The sequence below is a fragment of the Streptomyces yokosukanensis genome (genome assembly GCF_001514035.1).
Taxonomy (GTDB): domain Bacteria; phylum Actinomycetota; class Actinomycetes; order Streptomycetales; family Streptomycetaceae; genus Streptomyces; species Streptomyces yokosukanensis.
The window spans coordinates 23,560-46,649 of record NZ_KQ948209.1; the positions used below are offsets into that span (position 1 = coordinate 23,560).

Sequence of the window (23,090 nt, forward strand, 5' to 3'; positions counted from 1 at the left end):
GCTTGCGTCCGCACCGCGGCCGACGCGGGTCGCCGTGCGCCGTCGTCTCCAGTGCCGACTGGCCGCGAGAACAAGGCTTCTGGGTCGACTGGTTGTTGCGCAGGCCCGTGTCGCGGCACGAAACAAACACCGGGACGCACGACGCCCACCCCCTTGGCCGGGTTTTCAGCCGGCCGGGACGGGTGGGCGGGTGGGAAGGAAGAGAGAGGAGGGAAGGGCGGCTTACAGCACGGTCAGCTTCACCAGGCCGAAGGCCAGCGCGGCGACCAGTGCGGCGGCCGGCATCGTGATGAACCAGCCGAGCACGATGTTCTTGGCCACGCCCCAGCGGACCGCGTTGAGGCGCTTGGTCGCGCCCACACCCATGATCGCCGAGGTGATGACGTGGGTCGTGGAGATCGGCGCCTTGAAGAGGAACGCCGTGCCGAACATGATCGAGGCGCCGGTGGCCTCGGCCGCGAAGCCCTGCGGGGGATCCAGTTCGATGATCTTGCGGCCCAGGGTGCGCATGATGCGCCAGCCGCCCGCGTAGGTGCCCAGCGACAGCATGATCGCCGAGACGATCTTCACCCAGACCGGGATCGGGTCGCCGAACGTCTCGTGGCCGGAAATCACCAGTGCCATGACGACCACACCCATGGTCTTCTGGGCGTCCTGGAGACCGTGGCCCAGGGCCATGCCGGCCGCCGAGACCGTCTGCGCTATACGGAATCCCCGCTTGGCCTTGTGCGGGTTGGAGCGGCGGAACATCCACATGATCGCCAGCATGACCAGATAGCCGCCGACCAGACCGACCACCGGGGACAGGAACATCGGGATGATGATCTTGTCGACGACGCCGTTCCAGTGGACCGCCGTACCGCCCGCCAGAGCCGCGCCCACCAGGCCGCCGAACAGGGCGTGGGAGGAGGAGGACGGGAGGCCGAAGTACCAGGTCAACAGGTTCCAGGCGATCGCGCCGATGAGTGCCGCGAAGAGGATGCCCATCCCCGTGGAGCCCTCGGGCGTGGCGATCAGGCCTTCGCTGACCGTCTTGGCGACCCCCGAGCCGATGAAGGCACCGGCGAGGTTCATCACCGCCGCCATGGCGAGCGCCGCCCGCGGGGTCAGCGCCCGCGTCGACACCGACGTCGCGATCGCGTTCGCCGAGTCGTGGAAGCCGTTCGTGTACGTGAAGATGAGCGCGACCGCGATGGTCAGCACCAGGGCGAAGGTGTCCATCGACGCCTCAGGACTCCTTGACGGCGATGGTCTCCACCGTGTTCGCCACGTGCTCGAACGCGTCCGCCGCCTCTTCCAGGACGTCCACGATCTGCTTGAGCTTGAGCACCTCGATCGCGTCGTACTTGCCGTTGAAGAGGTGGGCCAGCAGCTTGCGGTGGATCTGGTCGGCCTGGTTCTCCAGGCGGTTGACCTCGATCCAGTACTCGGTGAGGTTGTCCAGGGTGCGCAGGTGCGGCATGGCCTCGGCCGTCAGCTCGGCCGCCCGGGCCAGCACCTCGATCTGCTGCTCGACGCCCTTCGGCAGTTCCTCGACGTTGTAGAGGACCACCAGGTCGACGGCCTCCTCCATGAAGTCCATGATGTCGTCGAGGGAGGATGCGAGGGAGTAGATGTCCTCGCGGTCGAACGGCGTGATGAACGAGGAGTTCAGCTGGTGGAAGATCGCGTGCGTGGCGTCGTCACCTGCGTGTTCCGCGGCCCGCATACGCTCTGCGATCTCGGCCCGGGCAGGTGCGTCCGCCCCGAGCAGTTCCATCAGGAGTTTCGAGCCGGTGACGATGTTGTCCGCGGATGCGGCGAACATGTCGTAGAAGCTCGTCTCCCTGGGGGTCAGACGAAAGCGCACGTGGGGTCCTCGGGGTGCTTCGGTTTCGGTCAGGCTGATGCTAGGCGCATCATCCGGCCACGGCTAATGGGCCGCATCCCAGTGTCGCCCATCGGGCAGAGTGATCAGCACGGGGGCGTACCAAGGGCTCCTTACCCCGCAAAGTTGGTTACCATATACCCACCAGGGGTATGTGTGACCAATTGTGATCGAAATTGTGATCGCAACAGCGCGAGCCCGTATGTCCAGAAGTTTGTCCAAAAGCTTCTCCGGAAGCCCGTCCCGAGATCCCGAGTTGGAGGCCCGCGATGACGACGACCGAGGCCGGCGCCACGGCACCCTCCGAGACCGCGAGTGAGCCCGCGCACGCGACGCACGGTTACCACAAGCAGAAGGACGAGCACCTCAAGCGGCTGCGCCGGATCGAGGGGCAGATCCGCGGGCTGCAACGGATGGTCGACGAGGACACGTACTGCATCGACATACTCACCCAGGTCTCCGCCTCCACCAAGGCGCTGCAGTCCTTCGCGCTGCAGTTGCTGGAGGAGCACCTGCGGCACTGCGTGGCCGACGCGGCGGTCAAGGGCGGCGACGAGATCGACATGAAGGTGGACGAGGCGACGAAGGCGATCGGCCGACTGCTGCGGTCCTGACCTCGCCGAAGCCATCAGGTCCTGGCCGCGCCGCTCAGGATTCCCGTTCTTCGGCCACCCGCAGGACCTCGTCGATGCTCTCCAGGCTGAGCCGGTCCTCGGCCGCCGAGGCCGCGATGATCAGCTCTCCGCACAGCTCGATCTCGGCGAGGGCCACGTGGTCCTGCACCGCCGTACCGCCGACCGGAGCCACTTGCCTCACCTCTTCTCCACCGTCACCCACTTCCTAGAGTAGGCAGCGCTCTACACACCGCGCATGGCACGGACGGGCTACTTACGGGGTGGTGCCCCGGACTAGTGCGCGTCGTCCGGATGGTCGCCCTCGGCGATGCGGCCCGCGTAGATGTCCGACGGGCGCGGCAGCCGTACGTCGGTGGGGGCGCCGTAGGCGTACAGCAGGGTCGTCGAGGCGACCGCCACGGGGGTCTGCTGCCGGCCGTTGACGAAGCTGAAGCGCTGTCTGAGCTTGCGGATGCGGCCCTGGTCGTCGAGGTAGGCGTCGAACGGAACCTCGGCCGTGGCGAACCCTTTCGCCGCCGCGGCCAGCGGTTCCCTGTTCTCGGCGGAGGCATGGCGGGCCGCGCTGCGCAGATCCGCCGTGCCCCGGTAGTGCCGCACCACGGTCCCGCCGACCTCGGTCCTGCCGACGTACGTCGCCGTCCGCGTCCCGCGCAGCACCTCGGCCGCCGCGTACGGATCGGTCGCGCCGCCGGTGACCAGGTTGCCGTCGGACAGCGTGGCGGTGTCCACCCGCACCCACTTGTCGGCGGGCACGCCCGCGCCCCGGTTCTTCATGAACAGGGCGCCGGGGGCGAGGAGTTCGGTGATCGGCTGATGCTCGAAGGTGCCTGCCGGATCCTCGGGCAGGACGACCGAGAGCCGGCCGAGCCGGTGCCGGAAGTCGTAGACACCCTGGCCGCGGATGGTGACCCGGGTGCCGCCCGTGGCCATCTCCATGGAGGTGGTGGCCTTGGAACTGCCCGCGCCGCCCAGTGTGTCGGCGGCCCGGTGCAGTACGGCGACCGGATCTCCCCCGCCCTTGACGTCCTCGGCGGCGGCCCCGGTGCCGGAACACCCCGTGGCACCCGCCCCGAGGCCGAGCATGATGCCGACCGCGACGACCGTCCTGCCCGCGTTCCTGTGCTGCCGCCGATCCATCGCCTGCCTACCCCCAGCCGGTACGTCCGTCACGGGCCCCCTGTCGATCGGTTAACGACGGGTAGGGGGCGCCGTCACGCGTCGCCAAGGGGCGAGGACGGGGCGGGGGCAGCCGTATGAGCGCCGTACGGGCGCCGTATGAGCCCTTTCGGCGCGGGATGGGTAACGTTGTCAGGGTGGTAGTCAGCGCTGCGCAGCAGGACGGGCCGGAGCGTGCCCGGTCCGGGCAGGAACATCTCACGACGACGATCGAGCAGGGCCGCTTCTGCCTGGCCCGGTGCAGCTGCGGTTGGCGGGGCCCCGCCCGCAGAGCCCGCAGCCAGGCCCGCACGGACGCGGAGGTTCACACCGCCAGTCTGTGAACGACGTCCTCCACCAGGTCCCGGTCGCGGGGCTGGGTGAGGCGGGCGCGGGCGGCGGCGGGGGAGAGCCACAGGATCCGGTCCACCTCGGCGTTCGGGGTGAAGCGGCCGCAGACCGCCTCGGCCGCCCAGTAGCGCACCTGCTTCGGTCGGCCGCCCGCGAAATACCGCACGGTCGGCAGCTCCTCGCCGGGCTCGGCCGTGTACCCGGTCTCCTCGGCGACCTCCCGAAGGGCGCCCGCGAGCGGTTCCTCACCGCGCTTGAGCTTGCCCTTCGGATGCGACCAGTCGTCGTACTTCGGCCGATGGATCAGACATATCTCCAGGTCACCGGCGATGGGCGAGCGGCGCCACAGTACGCAGCCGGCCGCCCGCACCAGAATGTCGCTCACACCGCCTCCTCGTGGGAACTCAGGGTGTGCTGACGGTCCGCTTCTGCCAGGCCTGCTGGAAGGCGAACCTGGCCGCCTCCACCTCGTGCCGCTGATCGGCGTGGAGCACACCGAGCGCGTACGCCGTCGCCGGGGCGATGCGGGGCGTACGGGCGGCCTGGGCCGCCGCCGCTGCCGCCTCCGAGGCGTCCCGGTGCCGGTTCAGGGCCTGGCCGGCCGCCAGCAGGCGTACGTCCACGGGGGAGGTGCCCTCGTGCAGCACCTCCTGCGCGTAGCGGTGCAGGCGCAGCAGCAGCCGGACCTGGTGCCAGGGGCCGTCCTGGGGGTGGGGGGACGGGTCCGGGGACAGGCCGTGGACCAGGGCCTCCGCGTTGTACGGGAGGCCCGCGGTGACCAGCGGGAGACCTGCGATCGCGTCTGTCAGCCGTTCCTCCGCAGCGGCTGCCAGGGGGCGCAGATCGGTGGTCGGGGCGCCGGGGGTGAGGGGGACCTCGCTGGCCAGTACGGCGACCTTGTCGGCGACGGCGTGGAAGCGGCTCGACCCCAGGGCCTGCAGAGCGGTCGAGTGGGCCCGGGTCCGGGCCAGCGTCAGCTGGCGGTCGAGCAGGGCGCCCGCCTTGGCCGCGCCCACGGTGAGGTTGCCGCGCTCCGGGGCGGCCGAAGGACCGGCAGGGCCGCCGCCTTCCGGCGGTGTGCGCAGTGGTGCCGCCCCGGTGGCACGGCCGCCCGCGGCCACGGCGGTCGCCGAGTCGATCGCCTGGGACGGGAGCACCGCCGCCCCCGACAGCCGGTGCAGCGCCAGCAACAGCCGTTCCAGGCGTGCCTCGTACGCGTGCTCCAGACCCAACGTGCCGGAGAGCCAGGCCAGTTCGGGGCGCATCTCCTCGGACCAGTCGGGGTCGAGCAGCGGTCGGAAGGTGTGCAGGCTGCCGCTGATGCGGCGGGCCGAGCGGCGCAGGGCGCGGGCCGCGTCGACGGACTGCTCCGCCCCGTTCTCCCCCGCGTTCGACCGATCGCGCGCGGCGGCGCCGCCGCCCGCGCCGCCGGTCTCACGGCGCAGGCGCAGGGCGCGGAGGAACTCCGTGGCCTGGGCGCGCAGGTACGCCGCGAGAGCGTCCCCCGTCGCCACCTGGGCCGTGGGGTCCGTCGGGTCAAGGTGTTGCTGTGCCACGCCGGCGCCTCCGGGCGTCTATGAGCATCTCCTGGACGTTGCGCAGGGGCTGTCCGTCCGCGTCCGTCGCGTGCCGGATCCACTCGCCGTCGGGGCCGAGGTGCCAGGAGGAGGTCGAGTCGGACATGCCGGTGTCGAGCAGCCGGTTCAGGGCCGACCGGTGCGCCGGGTCGACGACGCGGACCAGGGCCTCTATCCGGCGGTCGAGGTTGCGGTGCATCATGTCGGCGCTGCCGATCCACACCTCGGGCTCGCCGCCGTTGCCGAAGGCGAACACGCGGGAGTGCTCGAGGAAGCGGCCGAGGACCGAGCGGACCCGGATGTTCTCGGACAGGCCGGGGACGCCGGGACGGAGCGCGCAGATGCCGCGCACCCACACGTCCACCGGCACGCCCGCCTCGGACGCGCGGTAGAGGGCGTCGATGATCGCCTCGTCGACCATCGAGTTGACCTTGATGCGGACGAAGGCCGGACGGCCCGCGCGATGGTGCTGGACCTCCTTGTCGATCCGCGCGATCAGGCCGTCGCGCAGGGACTTGGGGGCCACCAGCAGGCGGCGGTAGGTCTCGCGGCGCGAGTAGCCGGACAGGCGGTTGAACAGGTCGGAGAGGTCGGCGCCGACCTGGGGGTCGGCCGTGAGCAGGCCCAGGTCCTCGTACAGGCGTGCCGTCTTCGGGTGGTAGTTGCCGGTGCCGACGTGGCTGTAGCGGCGCAGGGTCTCGCCCTCCTGGCGGACCACCAGGGACAGCTTGCAGTGCGTCTTCAGGCCGACCAGGCCGTAGACGACGTGGCAGCCGGCCTCCTCCAGCTTCTTCGCCCACTTGATGTTGGCGTGCTCGTCGAAGCGGGCCTTGATCTCGACCAGGACCAGGACCTGCTTGCCGGCCTCGGCGGCGTCTATGAGCGCGTTGACTATCGGCGAGTCGCCGGAGGTCCGGTACAGGGTCTGCTTGATCGCGAGGACGTCCGGGTCCTCGGCCGCCTGCTCGATGAAGGCCTGCACGGACGTCGAGAAGGAGTCGTACGGGTGGTGCAGGAGCACGTCCCGCTGGCGCAGGGCGGCGAAGATGTCCGGCGCCGACGCCGACTCGACCTCGGCCAGGTCGCGGTGGGTGCCCGCGATGAACTTCGGGTACTTCAGCTCCGGCCGGTCCAGGCCGTGGATGCGGAACAGGCCGGTGAGGTCCAGCGGGCCGGGCAGCGGGTACACCTCGGCCTCGGAGATCTTCAGCTCGCGGACCAGCAGGTCGAGGACCTCGCGGTCGATGGACTCCTCGACCTCCAGGCGCACCGGCGGGCCGAAGCGGCGCCGCATGAGTTCCTTCTCCAGGGCCTGGAGCAGGTTCTCGGCGTCGTCCTCCTCCACTTCCAGGTCCTCGTTGCGGGTGAGGCGGAAGGTGTGGTGCTCCAGGACCTCCATGCCCGGGAACAGCTCTTCCAGGTGCGCCGCGATGACGTCCTCGATGGGGACGTACCGGCCGGGGCTGCTCTCCAGGAAGCGGGACAGCAGCGGCGGCACCTTCACGCGGGCGAAGTGCTTGTGGCCGCTGACGGGGTTGCGTACGACGACGGCCAGGTTCAGGGAGAGGCCGGAGATGTACGGGAAGGGGTGCGCGGGGTCCACGGCCAGCGGGGTGAGGACCGGGAAGATCTGGTGCCGGAACAGGGTGAACAGGCGGGCCTGCTCCTTGTCGTTCAGCTCCTGCCAGCGGACCAGGTGGATGCCCTCCTCCGCGAGTGCGGGGGCGACGTCCTCGTGGTAGCAGGCGGCGTGCCGGGCCATCAGCTCGCGCGAGCGGGCCCAGATCATCTCCAGCACCTCGCGCGGCTGCAGCCCGGAGGCGGAGCGCGTCGCGACACCGGTGGCGATACGGCGCTTCAGACCGGCGACCCGGACCATGAAGAACTCGTCCAGGTTGCTGGCGAAGATCGCGAGGAAGTTCGCGCGCTCCAGCAGCGGTGTGTTCGGATCTTCGGCCAGCTCCAGGACGCGTGCGTTGAAGGCGAGCCAGCTGCGCTCGCGGTCGAGGAAACGCCCCTGGGGCAGGGACGTGCCGTCGCCCTGCGCGTCCTCGTACGCGTCCAGGTCCGCGTCGATGTCGGGTTCCAGGTCGGAGACGGTGGCGGCGACCGTGTGGGGGCGGTGTGCCGCGATGGAGCCCACGGGAGGCTGCGCGTGCTGGACAGATGCCTGGGTGTCTTGCTGGCTCATGAGTCCATTCTTCCGCGCCGTGGGGCTGACGGGCGCGTCGGAACGTGCGGGCGGGAGCGTCACGGCCCCGTTCTGCGCGGGCCCCTCGGGGGGCGGCGAAGGCTCTGGCACGGCGGGCGTCATTGGCCGAGCGTCGCAAGCTTGGCTGAATCAATGGTTACGAAGACATGACGTGCGGGATAGCGCGGGGCGGCTCCCGGAAGTCCACGTCGCGAAAGTCATGCATCCTGAGGCCCTCGCCGGTCCCGGCCGGGGGCGGGCGCGGTCACGGTGGCGCCTTTCGGGTGGTCTGTCGGTGTAGTACCACGAAGCCGACCCGTACCAGTAGCCCTGTGACGGCCAGGAGGAGGAGGGCCGCAGGAGTCCGCCGGCTCGGCGGCCACGGGCGAGCCGGGGGCGCGTGAACCGATCGAGGGTCCCGGTCCGATGAGGAGACGTGAGCGAGACGAGAAGCGACGGGGAGCTGCTGCGGGCCGTCGCGGCGGACCGGGACCGGCGCGCCTTCGAGGAGCTGTACCGGCGGTACGCGCCCTGGCTGACCGCGCGCCTGCGGGGCCGGTGCGCGGACGCCGGGGTCGTCGACGACGTCGTGCAGGAGACGTTCCTCGCGATCTGGCGGGGCGGGGCCCGCTACCACGAGGACGGTGACGCCGCCGGGTGGCTGTGGCGGATCGGGTCGCGCCGGCTGGTCGACGCGCTGCGCGGCGACGGGGCGCGCGGGCGGCTGCGCCAAGCGCTCGCCCGGCTGCGCCACCGGGACGAGTCGTCCGCCGAGGAACGGGTCCTCGCGGGAGTGGAGCACGGGGACCTGGCGGGCGCCCTGGTCCGGCTCTCGCCGGAGCTGCGGGCGGTGCTCCAGGCGACGGTCGTCGACGGCCTGACCACCCGTGAGGCGGCCGTCCTGCTCGGCATACCGCCGGGCACGGTCAAGACCCGCGCGATGCGGGCCCGGAAGCAACTGCGGGAGGCACTGGCATGAGGGGGTCCCTGATCGGGTTCCGGAGCGGAGAGGCCTCGCCGGGTGTCGTGCGGGGCTGCGGCAGGCGGGAGGTACGGGCATGAGCTGGCATGTCGCCGAGGACGAGTTGCGGGCCTACGCGCGCGGGGACCTGGCGCCCCCGCTGCTGTGGTCCGCCGACACCCATCTGGCCGGGTGCGCGCGGTGCCGGGCGGTGCTCGCCGAGGCCTGGGACCCCGGGGCGCTTCGCACGTCCTGGGAGCGGCTGGACGCCGAGCTGGACGCGCCGCGCCCCGGCCTGTTCGAGCGGCTGCTGACGCGGCTCGGGGTCGCGGACCACACGGCACGGCTGCTGGCCGCCACGCCCGTGCTGCGCCGCTCGTGGCTGGCGGCAGTGTCGCTGCTGCTGGTGATGTCGGTGCTGACCGCCCACGGCGTCCACTCGGACAGGCTCTTCCTGGCCCTGGCCCCGCTGCTGCCGCTCGCCGGTGTCGCGCTGTCGTACGGTCCCGCGCTCGATCCGACGTACGAGATCGCGGTCGTCTCCCCCGTGCACGGCTTCCGGCTGCTGATGATCCGCACGATCGCCGTGCTCGCCGCCGTGCTCGGGCTGTCCGGGCTGGCCACCCTCGCGCTGCCCGGGTACGGGCTCGGTGCGCTGGGCTGGCTGCTGCCGGCCCTCGCGCTCACCGCGACCGGGCTCGCGCTGACCCCGCGATGCGGGCCGGTGCTGGCGCCGTCCCTCGTCGGCGGGGCCTGGGTCGCGCTGCTGCTGACGGCCCACGCGTACCAGGGCGGCGCCGGTGCGCCCGTCCCGTTCACCGCCGTCGGCCAGGCGGTGGCGGCGGGGGTGGCCGCGCTCGCCGCCGGTCTGCTCTTCGCCGTCCGCGACCGTTTCGACCAGTCCCCTGGGGGTTCCGTATGACCGTCACCGTCTCCGCCTGCGGCCTCACCCTGCGCTACGGCGCCGCCCGCGCCCTCGACGACGTGTCGGTGCGGCTGGGCCGGGGCGTCACCGGGTTGCTCGGGCCCAACGGCGCGGGCAAGACGACCCTGCTGCGGGTGCTCGCCACCGCCGTGCCCGCCGACACCGGCGCCTTCACGGTGCTCGGGCACGACCCGGGTACCGCGCGCGGCCGCCAGGAGGTGCGGCGCGCGCTCGGCTATCTGCCGCAGACGCCCGGCTTCCACCCGGACTTCACGCCCTTCGAGTTCGTGGACTACGTGGCGATCCTCAAGGAGCTGACCGACCGCGCCGCCCGGCACCGCGAGGTGCGGCGCGTCCTGGAGCAGGTCGGCCTCGGCGAGGTGCGCGGCAAGCGCATCAAGAAGCTGTCCGGCGGGATGCGGCAGCGGGTCGCGCTGGCCGCCGCCCTCGTCGGCGACCCCGGATTCCTGGTGCTGGACGAGCCGACCGTCGGCCTCGACCCCGAACAGCGGCTGCGTTTCAGGGAGTTGATCGCCGACGCGGGCGAGGACCGCACGGTGCTGCTGTCCACCCACCAGACCGAGGACGTGGCGATGCTCTGCCACCGCGTGCTGGTCATGGCCGCCGGCCGCATCCGCTTCGACGGCACCCCCGCCGAGCTGGCCGCACGGGCCGACGGGCGGGTGTGGAGCAGTACCGCACGCGACCCCGGGGCGAAGGCGGGCTGGCGCACCGGCACGGGCGCCTTCCGCAACGTCGGCGACCCGCCCGAGGGTGCCGACCTGCTCGAACCCACCCTGGAGGACGGCTATCTGCTCACCCTCGACGACGACCTCGCGGAGGTGACGGCATGACCGCGACCCTCATGCGGAAACCGGCCCCGGCCGCCGCGTCCACCGGGGCCCGGGACTCCCGGGCGGCCGTGTCCGCCCTCGCCCGCTTCGAGGCCCGCCGCCTGCTGCTGAGCATCCCGGTCGTGCTCGCCTTCGCCCTGTACGTCGCCTGGATCGTATGGCGCACGCTGCGCCCCTCGGACGACTACCCCGTCCTTCAGGACGCCGACCGCGCCACCCAGGGCGGACCGCTGCTCGTCGGCCTCGTGGCCATGCTGGCCGCGAACCAGGCCGCCCTGCGCTCCCTGCGCCGGGACACCGAACGCCACTTCGCCGTGCTGGCGCTCACCCCCTGGCGCCGTACGGCCGCGCATGTGCTGTCCGTCGTGCCGCTCGCGCTGCTCACCGCCGCGGCCGTGACCGCCCAGTTCACCTGGGAGGCCCTCAAGTCCGGTGCGGTGGGCCGGGGTTCGGTCGCCGAGCTGCTGACCGGTCCGCTGCTGGTGCTGCTGTTCGGGGCGATCGGGGTGCTGCTCGCCCGGCTGTACCCGTCGGCCGTCGCGGGGCCGCTGCTGGTCGTGGTGTTCCTGCTGCTGTTCGTGGGCGGGGCGTTCCCGTTCGGCGGGGAGACCGGGCCGGTGTGGCTGAGGCCGGTGGTCACCACGTCCGGCGTCCATCCCTTCCCCTCCGATCTGCTGGGCCGTCCGGCCGCCTGGCACGCGCTGTATCTCGCCGGGCTGGCCCTGACCGCGGCTCTGCTGGCCGTGCTGGTCTCCGGCGGGCGGACCCGGAGCGTGCGGGCGGGCCTCGTCGGTGTGTCGGTCCTGGCCGTGCTGGCCGGGGTCGTGCAGACCGGTGGGGTCCCGGCGGCGACGGAGGCGGCCCGCACCCGTGCCTCGCTCACCCCGGAGAAGGACCAGACGTGCCTTCGGCGCGGTCCCTCGCACTACTGCGCCTTCCCCGAGTGGACACCCCTTGTCGACGACTGGGCCCGGGTGGCCGGCCGGGTGCAGGCCCTCGCCGGTGGCAGCGCGCACGAGCGGCCGCTCCTCGTACGGCAGCGGCTGGAGGCCCGCTACGGCCTCTCCGGCGACGCGGCGCTCGAACCGGCCACCCGGCCCGACCAGGTGACCGTCGGCACCTCCTGGGGCGGCAACCGGGTGCCGGAGTTCTCCATGGCCGTGGCGGGCGTGCTGGTGGCGGGCAACGAGCGCAGGGCCGGTGAACTGTGCGACGGCCGGATGGTCACGCTCATGTGGCTGTCCCTCGCCTGGCAGCCCGACCCCGAGTCCGTCCTGCGGAACGTGCGCCTCGACGACAGCCTCACCGGCTCCGCCGTCGTCCTCTCCCGGACCGAGCCGCTGACCATGACGGCCGGTCAGACCGAGGTCGTCCGCGGTCTCTTCCACCGCCCGTTCCAAGACGTCGCCGCCCGCGTGAAGACGCACTGGAGCGAGCTGACGGCGCCGGGGGTCACGACGGACCGAGCGGGCCGACTGCTGGGCGTGCACGAGGAAGTGGGCCTCGACCGGTGTGCGGGCTGATGCGGTCGTGGTTCGCCCGGGCGTGGTCCGGTGCGGCGCTGGTCGTTCCCGTCTGGCGGATGCTGCCGTGGCGGGCGCTCGGTGCGGCAGGTGCCGTGGGGCTGCTGCCGGTCGCGCTCGCCCGGGTGTCCGGTGCCCGGCCCGGTCCGCTGGAGACGCTCGTCCTCGTGCGGGGCGCCGTCCTCGCTCTCGCCCTCGGGCTCGCCTTCCTCCTGGACGACCCCGCCCGGCACACCACGGCCCCGGTCCCGGCGCGGCGGGCGCTGCGTGTCGCGTTGCGGGCGGCCCTGGTCGCGCCCGTCGCCGCCCTGTGGTGGACGGCCGTACTGCTCCTCGCGCCCGGATCCGGACGGCCTCCGGTCGGCGACGTCACCCTGGAGGCCGCCACGGCGTGCGTCCTCGCCGTCGCCGCGGCCACGGTCGCCCTGCGCCACTTCGACGAGCCGGAACCCGGCCGCGGGGTCGCCACCACCCTGCTCGCCGGCGCCGTCCTCGCGCCCCTGCTGCTGCCCGCCCGCTGGGCGCTGTTCGTGGCGCCGGCCGACCCGAGGTGGGCCGCGGCGCACGAGAGGTGGGCGTGGGTGCTGGCGGGAGCGGTGGTGGTGGGGGCGGCGCAGCTGCGGGAGCCGCTGGTGCGCCGGCCGGTGCTCAGGTCTCCGTGCGGTACATCAGGTCCGTCTCGTACGTGCTGAACCCCAGCCGCTCGTACACCGACACGGCCGGCTGGTTGTCGGCGTCGACGTAGAGCATCGCGGTCGGCAGCTGCTGGGCGGCCAGATGGCGCAGGCCGATCGTGGTGAGGGCCTTGCCGAGCCCGCCGCCCTGCTCACCGGGCCGCACACCGAGGACGTACACCTCGCCGAGCCCCTCCTCGGCGTGCACCTTCGTCCAGTGGAAGCCGATCAACTCCCCGCGCCGCTCGGCCAGGAAGAACCCGGCCGGGTCGAACCACGGCTGGGCCTTGCGGTCGTCGAGGTCCCGCTGGACGAGCGAGCCCTGCTCCGGGTGGTGGGCGAAGGCGGCCGCGTTGACCGCGAGCCAGTCCGCGTCGTCCTTGCCGGGCACGAAGGCACGTACGGTCACGCCCTCCGGCAGCACCGGGTCGGGCAGCGCCAGGCCGGTCAACGGCCGCCGCATCTGCCGCAGTTCGCGGAACAGGGTGAGGCCGAGCACCTGGGCGAGATGCCGGGCGGCGGGATGTCCGCCGTGCGCCCACACCCTGAGCCGCTTGCCGGAGGCGGCGAGCAGCGCCGCGCCGAGCGCCCGGCCGTGCCCGTGTCCGCGGTGCGCGGGGTGGACGACGAGTTCGGCGGCCGGCGCCTCCACCGGGTCGGTGTCCTCCAGCTGGCCGTAGCCGACGAGTTCGCCGTCGATGGTGAGCAGCAGATGGGAGACACCCTCGCGGGCACCACCGCGCAGCAGCAGCCGGCCCTGCTCGGACACCGGCTGCTGCCCGTCGACCCGGGCGGCCTCGGCGAGCAGGGCCAGCACGGCCTCGGCCCGGTCCGGGGTGAGCGCGGAGTAGGTCTCGATGGAGCGGGCGGGGAAGGCTCGTACGGTGTCGTCGCTGCTCATGCGTAGAGAGTACGGCAGGCGCCCCGTGAAGCCCATGCGAATGGCGCCGCGGTTCCGCGATATCCCTGTGAATTGCCCACAGCGTTCTTTAATTGAGGTCTCAGCGGAATTGGCCTTTTTCGGTTCTGGAATGCCATAGCGTTTTCCACGTCGAAAGCGACGCAGTAATTCACGAGAATTCACAGGGATTCACGGGAATTCACAGGAAGAGGAGAACCGTCATGTCTTTCCACAAGCTCGCCCCGGTGAAGAAGCACCGCAAGCCCGCCCCGGAGCCGAAGAAGCCCGCGAGGCCTTCCGCCGGTTCTGGCCGCTGACCCGTGGGGACCGCGCATGGCTCGGGGCGATCATCGCCTGCGTGATCGTGGCCGCGCTCGCCGAGACCGCCGCGATCCTGCTGTTCGCCGAGCTGACCGACCACGCCCTGAAGGCCGGCAGCCTCTCCGCCTTCTGGGGACCGGCCGGTGCCTGGCTCGGCGTGGCCGCACTCGCCGCGCTCGTCGGCTACCTCGGCAACTCCCTGGCCACCTGGACCGCGGAGAGATTCGTCCTACGGCTGCGCGCGGCCGTCTTCCGTCATGTCCAGGACCTGCCCCCGCACTTCTTCCAGCGCCACCGCCAGGGCGACCTGGTCGAACGGCTCACCGGAGACGTCGAGTCCATCGAGCAACTGGTGGTCTCCGGCGTCGTGGGCGCCGTGTCGGCGGGGTTCTCGGCCGTCTTCTACACCGCCGCCGCCTTCTGGCTGCGCTGGGACCTGGCGCTGGCCACCTTCGTCCTCGCCCCCTGTTCCTGCTCGCCGCGCGCCGCTTCTCCGGCCGTGTCGAGCAGGCCTCCCGCGCCGAGCGGATCGCCGACGGCGCGATCACCTCGGTGGTGACGGAGTCGCTCGGCAACATCGTCCTCACCCAGGCCTACGACCGGCGCGCCGACGAGGAGCGGCGACTGGACCGCGAGGCCCGCGCCTGGATGCGGGCCAGTGTGCGCGGGGCGCGGCTGAGCGAGATGTACGAGCAGTGCGTCGAGGTCGTCGAGACACTGTGCGTGCTCGTGGTGCTCGGGCTGGGCGTGTGGGAGATCTCCGCCGACCGCATGACCCTCGGCCGGCTCCTCGCGTTCGCCGCCTTCCTCGGCTGGCTCTACCCGCCGGTCCGCGACCTCGGCCGACTGGGCCTGACGCTCACCGCGGCCACCGCCGGTGCCCGCCGCATCGGCGAGATCCTCGACGCCGAGCCCGCCGTCACCGACCCCCGCCGCCCCCGTCCCCGCATGGCCCGTGCGCGGCTGGATCGGCTTCCACCAGGTCTCCTTCCACTACCCGGACTCCCCGCGCGCCTGTCTGCGGGACCTCGAATTCACCGTCCGGCCCGGCGAGTTGGTGATCGTCACGGGTGCGAGCGGCGCCGGCAAGTCCACCCTCGCGAAGCTCCTCTCCCGCTTCTACGACCCCTCGGCCGGCGCGATCACCCTGGACGGCGTACCGCTCGACGGCCTCCCCCTGCGCTTCCTGCGCGAGCAGATCGCCCTGCTGCCGCAGCAGACGCTGATCCTCAACGGCACCGTCCGCGAGAACATCGCCTGCGGTCGCCCCGGGGCGACGGACACCGAGATCGAGCGGGCGGCGAGGGACGCGGCGGCCCACGACTTCATCACCGTGCTCCCCGAGGGCTACGACACCCCCATCGCCCCCGGCACCGCCGCCCTCTCCGGCGGCCAGCTGCAGCGCATCGCCATCGCCCGCGCGATGCTGCGCTCGGCCCCGGTCCTCGTCCTGGACGAGCCGACGGCGGGCCTCGACGCGATCGCCGCCCGCCAGGTCGTCCGGCCCCTGCGCCGCCTGATGTCGGGCCGTACCACGATCATGATCACCCACGATCTGTCCCTCGCCCCGGCCGCCGACCGCATCCTGGTCATCGACGGCGGCCGCCTCGCGGAGACGGGCACGCACGAGGAACTCCTCGCGCGGGACGGGGCGTACGCCCGGCTGGCCCTGCCGCCGGCGCTCAGGTGGTCTTCTTCCGGTCGAACCAGATCGTCGCCAGCGTCGGCACCAGCCCCGCCCAGAAGACGATCTGCGGCACCGTCCGCCCGGTCCACGGCACCTGACTGATCACCAGGGCGCACAGCATGGCCCAGGCGGCCTGGCCGAGGACGATCCGGGGCCAGCGGCGGCGCCGGATCACGGAGCGGAGGTTGTAGCGGACGCCCGTGCGCAGCCGGCGGTAGCGCAGCAGCGTGCCGACGGCCCAGAGGGCGGCGACGGGGACGAAGTACCAGAGCCGCTGCCCGAGGGAGATGGGCAGTTCGCGCGGTACGACCCCGTCCTTGGTCCACAGGTCGAGCATGGTCCCGGCGAAGCCGAGGCAGAGCAGGGCGATCCAGCGCACTCCGCGCAGCAGCCGGTAGGAGGCGTGGTCCAAGCCCTGCTGCAGGGGCGCGGAATCCGGGGCGGCGGCGAGCGCGTCGGCGTAGAGGGCGGCGGCCTCGGCGGCCTTGACGCCGGGAGTGTCGGCGGCCTTCCTGGTCCGCCGGGCCAGGGCCTCCGCGTGGTGGGGGTCGAGGCGGAGGATGGCCTGGTCCATCTGGGCGGCGACGGCCTGGTCACCGCCCAGGTGGGCGATCGCCCACGCCGCTTCGTAGGGGAACACCTCCTCGGGCGCCAGCCGGATGGCCTCCCGGGCCAGCTTGTCCGACTCCTGGAGGAATCCGGCCACTACCTGCCGGCTGACCCCGGTGCGGTGCTGTTGGTTGTACTGCAGGATCCTGATGCGGTACAGCCAGTGGCCCAGCAGCGCGTACCCGTACCAGTAGTCGGGGGCGAGGCGGATGACCTCGCGCAGGACCTGCTCGCTCTCCGGGAAGCGGCCCTCCACGGACTGCAGGGCATGGGCACGCTGGACGAGCGCCCCGACGTGCGCGGGATCGACGGACAGCGCCCGCTCGGCCGCCTCCAGCGCCTGGCCGGGTTCCTCCGTCGCCCTGTGGCAGCGGGCGAGCCGTACCCAGGCGTCGGCGTCCTGCGGGTCCTCGGCGAGCCGCTGCCCGAGCAGCGCCTTCGCCTCGCCGTGCCGCCGCAGCGCGTACAGCGCGTCGGCGCGTTCCAGGGCGGGGTGCAGCCCGGTGCTCACAGCTTGCGCCGCTTCTTCAGATAGGCGATGAGGTCGTCGTACATCCCGCCCTCGTTGGCGAACATCGCCACGTTCCGGGCGGCGGCGAACCACGGCTCGCTCGACGGCACGACCTCCTTCGCGGCGCTGAGCAGGTCCTTCATCCCGATCATCCGTACGGCCCCGGTCCGGGCGGAGTCGAGCAGCGCCCGCTCGGCCGCGGCCTCGCACACATGGGCCAGGTCGGCACCGGACAGTCCGTCGGTGGCCTTGGCGAGCTTGCCCAGGTCGACGTTCTCGATCGGCCGCTCCCGCAGGTGGTACCGGAGGATCGCCTCACGGGCCGGCGCGTCGGGAGGCAGCACGAGCAGGGTGCGGTCCAGCCGTCCGGGCCGCCGCAGCGCGTTGTCGACGTCCCAGGGCACGTTGGTGGCGGCCAGGACGAACACGCCGTCGTTCGCGCCCGCGTCGATCCCGTCCAACTCGGTCAGCAGCTGATTGACGGTGTTGCGCATTCCGCCGTGCGCGCTGCGGCTGCGCTTGGCGCCGAGGGCGTCCAGCTCGTCGAGGAAGACGACACACGGCGCCTGCCGACGGGCGGTCTGGAAGACCTCGTGCATGTTGCGCTCGGAGTTGCCGGTCCACATGTCGAGCACGTCGTTGACGGAGACCGACAGGAAGGAGGCCCCCAACTCCCCGGCGACGGCCCGCGCGACGAAGGTCTTCCCGCAGCCCGGCGGCCCGTACAGCAGCAGGCCGCCCCGCAGGCTCTTGCCGTAGAGCTTGCGCAGCTCGGGATTGCGCAGGGGCGCGAGGAAGGCGGCCTCCAGCCGGTCCTTCACCTCCTGCATCCCGCCGACGTCCGCGAGCCGCACGGCCCCGGGCCTCTCGACGTCCCACGCCTCGGCGTCCCCGGGGTCGCCGCCGCCGTCCGCCCGCACCGGCTCCTCTGCCTCGACGAACCGCGGCGGCACGATGTCCCCGACCTGCTCCTCGGCAGCTCTCCAGTCGAAACCGGGGCGCTGCCCGGCCGGGTCCGACGGGGCGGGCGGCTGCGACATCTGCTCCGCAGCCGTCGTACGACCGGCCTGCGCGGGAGGCGTCGCGGGCTGCTCGGGCAGGCCCATGGCCCGGCTCATGAGCTGCCGGGCCTGTGCGTCACCCGGAGCGTGCTGCAGGGCGACGGCGACCTCCGAGACGGCGGCCTCCGACTGACCTGCGCCCAGGAGGAGTTCGGCCAGATGCAGTCGGAGCGGCACATCGGCGGGCGCGGCGGCGACGGCCGTCCGCAGGCTCTGGATCAGAGGAGAGTCTTCCGGCATGGGCTCCAGCCTACGGAGCCGCTGCGCGGTCAGTTCCGCTTGGGCCCGGTGATGGCCTCACCGATGACGAATCCCTTGGCGGGGCCTTCGGGGACGGTGACCTCGGTGCCGTAGGGGACGCGGTGGATGTCCTCCCAGTCGGCCTGGTCGGGGCGCGGGCTGGTGAAGAGGGTGACGGCGCCCTGGCCGTCGTAGTCGTCGATGAGGACGTAGACGGGGATGACGGCGCGGGCGTATTCGCGACGCTTTCGCAGGCGGTCGCGTTCCAGATCACGGTGGCCGGGGGAGGCCACTTCCACGACGAGGGAGACAGCTGAAGCGGCTACGCCCAGTCCTTCCTCGTCAGCGTGCGACTCCAGGTCTTCGGGCGCGATCAGGACGTCAGGGATCCACGCCTTGAGCCCGTGGACGACGTTGGTGTCCTGATATGCAGCATGTTCTCCCTCGCCCAAGAACCTCACCAACCTGTTGCGGAGGCGGTTGACGATCTGGGCGTGGGAAAGGCGACCTGTGGGCGACACCTCGATGGCTCCCTCGATGATCTCGGCGCGGTAGCCCTCGGGGAGTTCCATGGCCCTCCATGCCTGCCACAGGACCTCGTCCAGGTCGGGTCCGTTCAGGGGTTCAGCGGGAGCCTCGGACATGATCTCGGGCCTCTCATGCGTGAGAGCGGTCAAGGCGGTACCTCCTCTGCAAGTGTGGGCTGGGCTGGGCGGCGACACAAGCAACGCGATCACGCTGGGCGCGACGGTGGACATGACCGGAGAAGACGACGTGCGATCGCCCGTTCGAGTGGCAGCTGAAACGGTCAGCCGCCTCTGCTCGACCGGGTCCCGCGACTGACCGCGACGCGGAGTACTTCCGCCAGCGATTCCGAGGCCCGCGCCAGTGCGAAACGCATGGCCGTTTCCCCCGCCGCCCGGTCTGCGAGTACGGCCCTCGCCCCGGCCAGCACCTGCTCGCCCGACCGCACCTGGGCCGCCTCCACTTCGTCGGCGAGGAGGGAGAGGCGGCTGTGGTCGCCGTCGGTGCTGAGGTAGCAGGGTTTGCCCTCCGGGGTGCTCCACGGCAGGAGGCGGAGTCCGTCACTCACGCGAACACCTCCACTTCGCGGAGGTAGGGCCGGACGAGGGGTGTGTCGTACCAGAAGAGGTGTGCTTCGGCGTCGCGCCGGTGGACGGACTGCGTGGTCAACGGCAGTTCTGCGTAGGTCAGTTGGGGCGGGGACGCCCGGCGGCGGCCCTGGGCGGGGAGCAGTGCCCGGATGAGCAGAAGCAGTAGCGGTTCGATGACTTCGGCGATGCGTGCGCGCACGTCGACGCTCCATGAGAGGCAGGGGGGGTGACGAGCGGTGATTACCGTTCGTGCATCGATCGTCACAGCCCCGGCGTACGCTGCGGAAGAGGTTCGGTGTTGCCTGGGGCGCCAGGCAACGGGGAGGGGTGACGTGGGCGAGAACGTTGACGCGGAGCCGGTTTCCGGGCGGACAGTGCTGGGGCAGACGCTGCGGGTGCTTCGCGAGAAGGTCGGGAAGTCACTGGGGCAGGTGGCCGACGAAACCGGGTACGACAAGAGCTACTTGAGTCGGTTGGAGTCCGGGGAGCGGCTGTCCAAGGTGACGGTCATGGAGGACCTGGACGCGTATTACGAGGCCGGTGACCTGCTGGTTGGTCACTGGAAGATGGCCCGGCTGGACGCGTTCAGGGATCGGTGCAAGGAGTTCATGGGGCTGGAGGCGACGGCGCGGATCATGTGGAAGTACGCGCCGGGTGTGCCTGGACTTCTGCAGACCGAGGACTTCGCCCGCGAGGCGTTGTCTGGGCCCCAGACAACGCTGGAGGGTGACGACTGGGTCGAGGAGCAGGTGGCGGCCCGCCTCGGACGGCAGTACCTGCTGCGCCAGAAGCCGACGCCAGGTGTCCGTATCGTCATGGACGAGTACGCGTTCCGGCGCCCCGCGGCTCTCCCGAAGACCTGGGAGGACCAGTTGCTCCATATCGAGGCGGTGGCGAAGTGGCCGAACATGGTGCTTCAGGTGCTGCCCTTCTCCGCCGGAGTCCATCACCACATGGAGGCGTCGCTCACGCTGCTGTGGCAGAAGGACGGCAGCGGTGTTGCCTACGTCGAGGGCAACAGCCATGGTGAGTTGGTCGAGGAGCCGGACGCGGTTCTGCGGCACCGGTTGTCCTACGATCGGCTCCGGGACATGGCGTTGTCCCCGTCCGACTCGCTCGCGTTCATCAGGGACGTACTGGAGGAGTATCGATCATGAAGCAAACCCCCGACCTCAGCATCGCCACCTGGCGCAAGTCGAGCTACAGCGACGGGGGAGACAACAACTGCGTCGAGGTCGCCGACGGCCACCCCGGCGTCGTCCCGGTCCGCGACAGCAAGACCCCCGACGGCCCCGTGCTCGTCATCGGTGCACCGGCGTGGGGAGCCTTCGTCGAGGCGGACTGGCAGGTGGCCTGACGGACGGCCTTCAGCCGTGAGCCCGCGGAGCGCCCGGTGGCGCCTGCAACAGCGCTTGCGGGAGGTACCCGGATCTGATGTTCGGCACCCACCCGTGTACGTGGACCGCGAGCGCGACAAGGGCGATCGTGCCCAACGGCAGCAGGCTCCGGGGTGCCGCGTCGGCCGGCTGACTCTCGCGGTACTGGACGAGCCGTTCGACAAGGGCTGCTTCGAACGCCTCCGGATCGTCCTCCAGAAGCACGCGCAGCAGCCGCTGGTCCGGCGACAGCCCGCCCAAGGCGTCCAGTCGGCGAGCAGCCTCGGCGCGCTCCCCGGCGGTCGGCATGCGCAGCGGCACGGTCGGCCAGTCGCTGGGCAGGTGTCCACGCGCTTCGGTCAGGTAGCCGCACAGGGCGTCCATGGAGACGAGATCAGCCGGATCGGAGAGCGACTTCCGTAGGCTGTACGGCACTCCCTCCCGGATGGCCGGTGCGTAGTCGTCACGCAGAAGAAGACCGATGGCCCGTTCCCTGTCCCAGATCCTGCCGCTGGCCAGGCACAGCGCGAAGGCGTCCTGCCAGGTCCTCGCGGTGGGTGCGAGCGCGGCACCTGGAGGGCAGTCGTAATTCTCGCTGAGCAGCGCATCGTTGACGATGGGCAGAGGAATCTCGAAGTCGCCCTTGGGATACGCGCCGATGCCGAGGACTCCGAGAGTGCATTCCGCAGCGGTGTCCAAGGCCTCGCGTGCGACGAAGGAACTGAGCACCGGGTCCTGCTGGCTGTGTGCGGCGACGTGATCGAGCAGGTCGTCGCTCATCTGCTGGAGCAGATCAAGGCTCACGTAGTAGTACAGCTCTCGCCAGTGACCGTCCGCGCGACTGCGGACATCAGCGAGCGCACTGCTGATCAGCTCCTGATCGACCGTGTGACACGGCACTTCCCGCACTGGTCCCCCTGAACTCGGTCACGTCGGAGTGACGGAGAGATCTCTCCGTCACCCGCAACATCGTTGCATACGCAACCCGTTATGCGGTCGTACGTTCGACGGGGCGGGGTGCGTTCAGCAGTCCAGGCCAGTTCTGCTCCGCCGCCCACTGCGCGAACGTCTGCCAGCCGACCTCCGGGTACGCCCGGCGCAGGGCCGGGACGTCGACGTCGAGGCCCGTCGTGGTGAAGTACGTGAACATCGCGGCCAAGTCCTCGGAGTGGGCGCGGACGTGGTCGAGGGCGACCTCGTGGTGGGTGATGGGGCAGCCCGTGGCGGTGGTGAGGGCGGTGGCGATCTCCTCCGGGGTGCAGGTGTCGGAGGCGATGTCGATGCGGCGGCCCACGAATTCCTTCCGGCGGCTGAAGGCCAGCGCGGCGAACGCGCCGATGTCCGCGGCGGAGATCAGGGCGAAGGGCCGGTCGGCGGGCATGGGCCAGCCGAAGACGCCCTCGCGCAGCCCGGCCATCGTCCAGCCGCCCGCGTAGTTGTCCATGAATGCGGCCGGGGCGATCACCGTCCAGGGCACGTCGGATGCGCGCAGGTGCCGTTCGATCTCGTGCTTGCTCTCGTAGTGCGGGATTCCGGTGCCGCGGTCGGCGTGGGCGGCGGAGGTGAGGACGAGGTGCCCGAGGCGGGCGGCAGCGGCGGCGTCGACGAGGGTTCTGCCCTGCCGGACCTCGGTTGCCGTGTCGGTGCCGAAGGGGGTCGTGACCGCGAAGAGCGCGTCCGCGCCGGTGAGGGCCGCGTCCAGGGAAGCGCGGTCGCCGAAGTCGGCGTGGCGGATCTCGGCGCCGAGGGCGCGCAGTTCGGCGGCGGCCGCCGAGTCCGGTCGGCGGGTCAGGGCGCGGACGCGGTGGCCGGCGGCCAGGACGGCACGGGCGGTGGCTCCGCCCTGGGCGCCGGTGGCACCGGTGACGGCGACGGTGAGCATGGGTGTCTCCCGGGTGGCTAGAATTGCTGCGTGGCGCATTAGCTGCGTCACGCAGGATAATAGGCATAGATTGCTGCGTCGCGCAGTGATTTCTGAAGATGAGTGAAGGCGAGCCACGTGACGGACACGACGGACACGACGGACCCGCGACGGGCCCGGCTGTACGAGGAGCTGTCGGCGGAGTCGCGTCGCTACCACGCGGCGTACGTGCTGTTCAATCAGGCCGTCGCCGACCACCTCGGCCTGCACCCCACCGACGTACAGGCCCTGAGCCTGCTGACCGTCGAGCCCGAGCCGCTCACGGTCCGCCAGATCGCCGACCTGACCGGCCTCACCACGGGCTCGGCCACCCGGCTGGTGGACCGGCTCGAACGCGGCGGCTATGTGGACCGCACGCCCGACCCGGGCGATCGCCGCCGGGTGCTGGTCACCCCGGTGCCGGAGCGCGTCGCACGCGTCACCGCGGTGTGGGACGAGCTGGGCCGCACCTGGCGGACCCTGCTGGACGACCACAGCGAGGACGAACTGCGGGCCATCACCCGCCACATGCGCCGCGCCAACGCCCTGAGCCGCACCCAGATCGAACGCCTGCGATCCCTGCCGAAGCCGGACTGACCGGACTGACCGGACCGGGCTTGCTCAGCCGACCAGCGTCTCCGACGGCTCCGGCGGTT

Annotated in this window: 25 protein-coding genes and 1 pseudogene; 11 read left to right on the forward strand and 15 right to left on the reverse strand. The window is 71.7% G+C overall.

Annotation, left to right across the window (positions count from 1 at the left end; all coding sequences use genetic code 11):
* Window positions 1-222: 222 nt before the first annotated feature.
* Together AQI95_RS09895 and AQI95_RS09900 are read right to left on the reverse strand one after the other, a co-directional pair.
* The gene (locus AQI95_RS09895) at window positions 223-1,221 is read right to left on the reverse strand and encodes an inorganic phosphate transporter (protein ID WP_067120519.1); all 999 of its coding nucleotides are present in this window, start codon (window positions 1,219-1,221) and stop codon (window positions 223-225) included.
* 7 nt (window positions 1,222-1,228) lie between these two features.
* On the reverse strand, window positions 1,229-1,849 hold the full coding sequence (locus tag AQI95_RS09900) for a DUF47 domain-containing protein (RefSeq protein WP_067120521.1): 621 nt from the start codon (window positions 1,847-1,849) through the stop codon (window positions 1,229-1,231).
* A gap of 287 nt (window positions 1,850-2,136) precedes the next feature.
* On the opposite strand from AQI95_RS09900, the gene AQI95_RS09905 reads away from it, so the two are divergent.
* On the forward strand, window positions 2,137-2,481 hold the full coding sequence (locus AQI95_RS09905; protein ID WP_067120523.1) for a metal-sensitive transcriptional regulator: 345 nt from the start codon (window positions 2,137-2,139) through the stop codon (window positions 2,479-2,481).
* A 34-nt stretch (window positions 2,482-2,515) separates the two neighbouring features.
* Here AQI95_RS09905 and AQI95_RS47280 read toward each other — a convergent pair whose 3' ends face one another.
* Window positions 2,516-2,683: a hypothetical protein gene (locus AQI95_RS47280; protein WP_159056495.1), complete on the reverse strand. Its 168-nt coding sequence runs from the start codon at window positions 2,681-2,683 to the stop codon at window positions 2,516-2,518.
* A 92-nt stretch (window positions 2,684-2,775) separates the two neighbouring features.
* Complete coding sequence (locus AQI95_RS09910; protein ID WP_067120525.1) at window positions 2,776-3,639, reverse strand: SCO4651 family lipoprotein; 864 nt, start codon at window positions 3,637-3,639, stop codon at window positions 2,776-2,778.
* Between the two features lie 158 nt (window positions 3,640-3,797).
* Between AQI95_RS09910 and AQI95_RS48890 the strand changes: the two genes are divergently transcribed.
* A complete protein-coding gene (locus tag AQI95_RS48890) occupies window positions 3,798-4,001 on the forward strand; it encodes a hypothetical protein (protein WP_244188694.1) in 204 nt (67 codons plus the stop codon).
* On the opposite strand, the gene AQI95_RS09920 is transcribed toward AQI95_RS48890, so the two are convergent.
* The 3 genes from AQI95_RS09920 to AQI95_RS09930 are packed head-to-tail and all read right to left on the reverse strand — an operon-like array spanning window position 3,983 to window position 7,899.
* Window positions 3,983-4,393: an NUDIX hydrolase gene (locus tag AQI95_RS09920; protein ID WP_067120529.1), complete on the reverse strand. Its 411-nt coding sequence runs from the start codon at window positions 4,391-4,393 to the stop codon at window positions 3,983-3,985. The two genes, AQI95_RS48890 and AQI95_RS09920, sit on opposite strands and share 19 nt — an antisense overlap.
* A gap of 19 nt (window positions 4,394-4,412) precedes the next feature.
* The gene (locus AQI95_RS09925) at window positions 4,413-5,564 is read right to left on the reverse strand and encodes a CHAD domain-containing protein (RefSeq protein WP_067120531.1); all 1,152 of its coding nucleotides are present in this window, start codon (window positions 5,562-5,564) and stop codon (window positions 4,413-4,415) included.
* Window positions 5,545-7,899, reverse strand: coding sequence for an RNA degradosome polyphosphate kinase (locus AQI95_RS09930; protein WP_107121595.1), 2,355 nt, complete (start codon window positions 7,897-7,899; stop codon window positions 5,545-5,547). The genes AQI95_RS09925 and AQI95_RS09930 overlap by 20 nt, the downstream gene beginning before the upstream one ends.
* Window positions 7,900-8,212: 313 nt before the next feature.
* Here AQI95_RS09930 and AQI95_RS09935 point away from each other — a divergent pair, with 313 nt between their 5' ends.
* From AQI95_RS09935 to AQI95_RS09955, 5 genes are all read left to right on the forward strand, one after another.
* The gene (locus AQI95_RS09935) at window positions 8,213-8,755 is read left to right on the forward strand and encodes an RNA polymerase sigma factor (RefSeq protein ID WP_067120535.1); all 543 of its coding nucleotides are present in this window, start codon (window positions 8,213-8,215) and stop codon (window positions 8,753-8,755) included.
* 79 nt (window positions 8,756-8,834) lie between these two features.
* A complete protein-coding gene (locus AQI95_RS09940; protein ID WP_067120537.1) occupies window positions 8,835-9,659 on the forward strand; it encodes a cupin domain-containing protein in 825 nt (274 codons plus the stop codon).
* Window positions 9,656-10,516, forward strand: a complete 861-nt coding sequence (locus AQI95_RS09945; protein WP_067120539.1) for an ABC transporter ATP-binding protein — start codon at window positions 9,656-9,658, stop codon at window positions 10,514-10,516. The genes AQI95_RS09940 and AQI95_RS09945 overlap by 4 nt, the downstream gene beginning before the upstream one ends.
* On the forward strand, window positions 10,513-12,039 hold the full coding sequence (locus AQI95_RS09950; protein WP_067120541.1) for an ABC transporter: 1,527 nt from the start codon (window positions 10,513-10,515) through the stop codon (window positions 12,037-12,039). The genes AQI95_RS09945 and AQI95_RS09950 overlap by 4 nt, the downstream gene beginning before the upstream one ends.
* Window positions 12,039-12,731 carry an ABC transporter gene (locus AQI95_RS09955; RefSeq protein ID WP_067121499.1) on the forward strand — a complete coding sequence of 231 codons (693 nt, stop codon included), beginning with the start codon at window positions 12,039-12,041 and terminating at the stop codon, window positions 12,729-12,731. Before AQI95_RS09950 ends, AQI95_RS09955 begins: the two co-directional genes overlap by 1 nt.
* Here the strand turns inward: AQI95_RS09955 and mshD are convergent.
* The gene (mshD, locus tag AQI95_RS09960; protein ID WP_067121495.1) at window positions 12,688-13,614 is read right to left on the reverse strand and encodes a mycothiol synthase; all 927 of its coding nucleotides are present in this window, start codon (window positions 13,612-13,614) and stop codon (window positions 12,688-12,690) included. The genes AQI95_RS09955 and mshD overlap by 44 nt on opposite strands.
* A gap of 313 nt (window positions 13,615-13,927) precedes the next feature.
* Here mshD and AQI95_RS09965 point away from each other — a divergent pair.
* Window positions 13,928-15,724: pseudogene (locus AQI95_RS09965) on the forward strand (ABC transporter ATP-binding protein).
* Here AQI95_RS09965 and AQI95_RS09970 read toward each other — a convergent pair.
* From AQI95_RS09970 to AQI95_RS09990, 5 genes are all read right to left on the reverse strand, one after another.
* Window positions 15,618-16,742, reverse strand: a complete 1,125-nt coding sequence (locus AQI95_RS09970; RefSeq protein ID WP_067120543.1) for a tetratricopeptide repeat protein — start codon at window positions 16,740-16,742, stop codon at window positions 15,618-15,620. The pseudogene AQI95_RS09965 and the gene AQI95_RS09970 overlap by 107 nt on opposite strands.
* Entirely contained in the window at window positions 16,739-18,043 is a 1,305-nt protein-coding gene (locus AQI95_RS09975; RefSeq protein ID WP_067120544.1) for an ATP-binding protein, read from the reverse strand. Before AQI95_RS09975 ends, AQI95_RS09970 begins: the two co-directional genes overlap by 4 nt.
* 29 nt (window positions 18,044-18,072) lie before the next feature.
* Window positions 18,073-18,720, reverse strand: coding sequence for a Uma2 family endonuclease (locus AQI95_RS09980; protein WP_067120546.1), 648 nt, complete (start codon window positions 18,718-18,720; stop codon window positions 18,073-18,075).
* Between the two features lie 131 nt (window positions 18,721-18,851).
* A complete protein-coding gene (locus AQI95_RS09985; protein WP_067120549.1) occupies window positions 18,852-19,136 on the reverse strand; it encodes a hypothetical protein in 285 nt (94 codons plus the stop codon).
* Window positions 19,133-19,357 (reverse strand): hypothetical protein, encoded by a 225-nt coding sequence (locus tag AQI95_RS09990; protein WP_067120551.1) that lies wholly within the window; start codon window positions 19,355-19,357, stop codon window positions 19,133-19,135. The genes AQI95_RS09985 and AQI95_RS09990 overlap by 4 nt, the downstream gene beginning before the upstream one ends.
* Window positions 19,358-19,490: 133 nt before the next feature.
* Here AQI95_RS09990 and AQI95_RS09995 point away from each other — a divergent pair, with 133 nt between their 5' ends.
* Together AQI95_RS09995 and AQI95_RS10000 are read left to right on the forward strand one after the other, a co-directional pair.
* Entirely contained in the window at window positions 19,491-20,315 is an 825-nt protein-coding gene (locus AQI95_RS09995) for a helix-turn-helix domain-containing protein (RefSeq protein ID WP_067120553.1), read from the forward strand.
* Entirely contained in the window at window positions 20,312-20,515 is a 204-nt protein-coding gene (locus AQI95_RS10000) for a DUF397 domain-containing protein (RefSeq protein ID WP_067120555.1), read from the forward strand. Before AQI95_RS09995 ends, AQI95_RS10000 begins: the two co-directional genes overlap by 4 nt.
* A 10-nt stretch (window positions 20,516-20,525) precedes the next feature.
* Here AQI95_RS10000 and AQI95_RS10005 read toward each other — a convergent pair whose 3' ends face one another.
* Window positions 20,526-21,314, reverse strand: coding sequence for an immunity 49 family protein (locus AQI95_RS10005; RefSeq protein ID WP_244188695.1), 789 nt, complete (start codon window positions 21,312-21,314; stop codon window positions 20,526-20,528).
* A 208-nt stretch (window positions 21,315-21,522) separates the two neighbouring features.
* Window positions 21,523-22,416, reverse strand: coding sequence for an NmrA/HSCARG family protein (locus AQI95_RS10010; protein WP_067120559.1), 894 nt, complete (start codon window positions 22,414-22,416; stop codon window positions 21,523-21,525).
* Window positions 22,417-22,533: 117 nt separating this feature from the next.
* Between AQI95_RS10010 and AQI95_RS10015 the strand changes: the two genes are divergently transcribed.
* Window positions 22,534-23,031, forward strand: coding sequence for a MarR family winged helix-turn-helix transcriptional regulator (locus AQI95_RS10015; RefSeq protein ID WP_067120560.1), 498 nt, complete (start codon window positions 22,534-22,536; stop codon window positions 23,029-23,031).
* Window positions 23,032-23,090: the final 59 nt, after the last annotated feature.

Coding starts and splice junctions, on each gene's coding strand:
- AQI95_RS09895 (WP_067120519.1), bottom strand. CDS start 1,221: ATGGACACCTTCGCCCTGGTGCTGACCATCGCGGTCGCGCTCATCTTC.
- AQI95_RS09905 (WP_067120523.1), top strand. CDS start 2,137: ATGACGACGACCGAGGCCGGCGCCACGGCACCCTCCGAGACCGCGAGT.
- AQI95_RS09910 (WP_067120525.1), bottom strand. CDS start 3,639: ATGGATCGGCGGCAGCACAGGAACGCGGGCAGGACGGTCGTCGCGGTC.
- AQI95_RS48890 (WP_244188694.1), top strand. CDS start 3,798: ATGGGTAACGTTGTCAGGGTGGTAGTCAGCGCTGCGCAGCAGGACGGG.
- AQI95_RS09930 (WP_107121595.1), bottom strand. CDS start 7,899: ATGACGCCCGCCGTGCCAGAGCCTTCGCCGCCCCCCGAGGGGCCCGCG.
- AQI95_RS09940 (WP_067120537.1), top strand. CDS start 8,835: ATGAGCTGGCATGTCGCCGAGGACGAGTTGCGGGCCTACGCGCGCGGG.
- AQI95_RS09945 (WP_067120539.1), top strand. CDS start 9,656: ATGACCGTCACCGTCTCCGCCTGCGGCCTCACCCTGCGCTACGGCGCC.
- AQI95_RS09950 (WP_067120541.1), top strand. CDS start 10,513: ATGACCGCGACCCTCATGCGGAAACCGGCCCCGGCCGCCGCGTCCACC.
- AQI95_RS09955 (WP_067121499.1), top strand. CDS start 12,039: ATGCGGTCGTGGTTCGCCCGGGCGTGGTCCGGTGCGGCGCTGGTCGTT.
- mshD (WP_067121495.1), bottom strand. CDS start 13,614: ATGAGCAGCGACGACACCGTACGAGCCTTCCCCGCCCGCTCCATCGAG.
- AQI95_RS09975 (WP_067120544.1), bottom strand. CDS start 18,043: ATGCCGGAAGACTCTCCTCTGATCCAGAGCCTGCGGACGGCCGTCGCC.
- AQI95_RS10000 (WP_067120555.1), top strand. CDS start 20,312: ATGAAGCAAACCCCCGACCTCAGCATCGCCACCTGGCGCAAGTCGAGC.
- AQI95_RS10005 (WP_244188695.1), bottom strand. CDS start 21,314: ATGAGCGACGACCTGCTCGATCACGTCGCCGCACACAGCCAGCAGGAC.
- AQI95_RS10010 (WP_067120559.1), bottom strand. CDS start 22,416: ATGCTCACCGTCGCCGTCACCGGTGCCACCGGCGCCCAGGGCGGAGCC.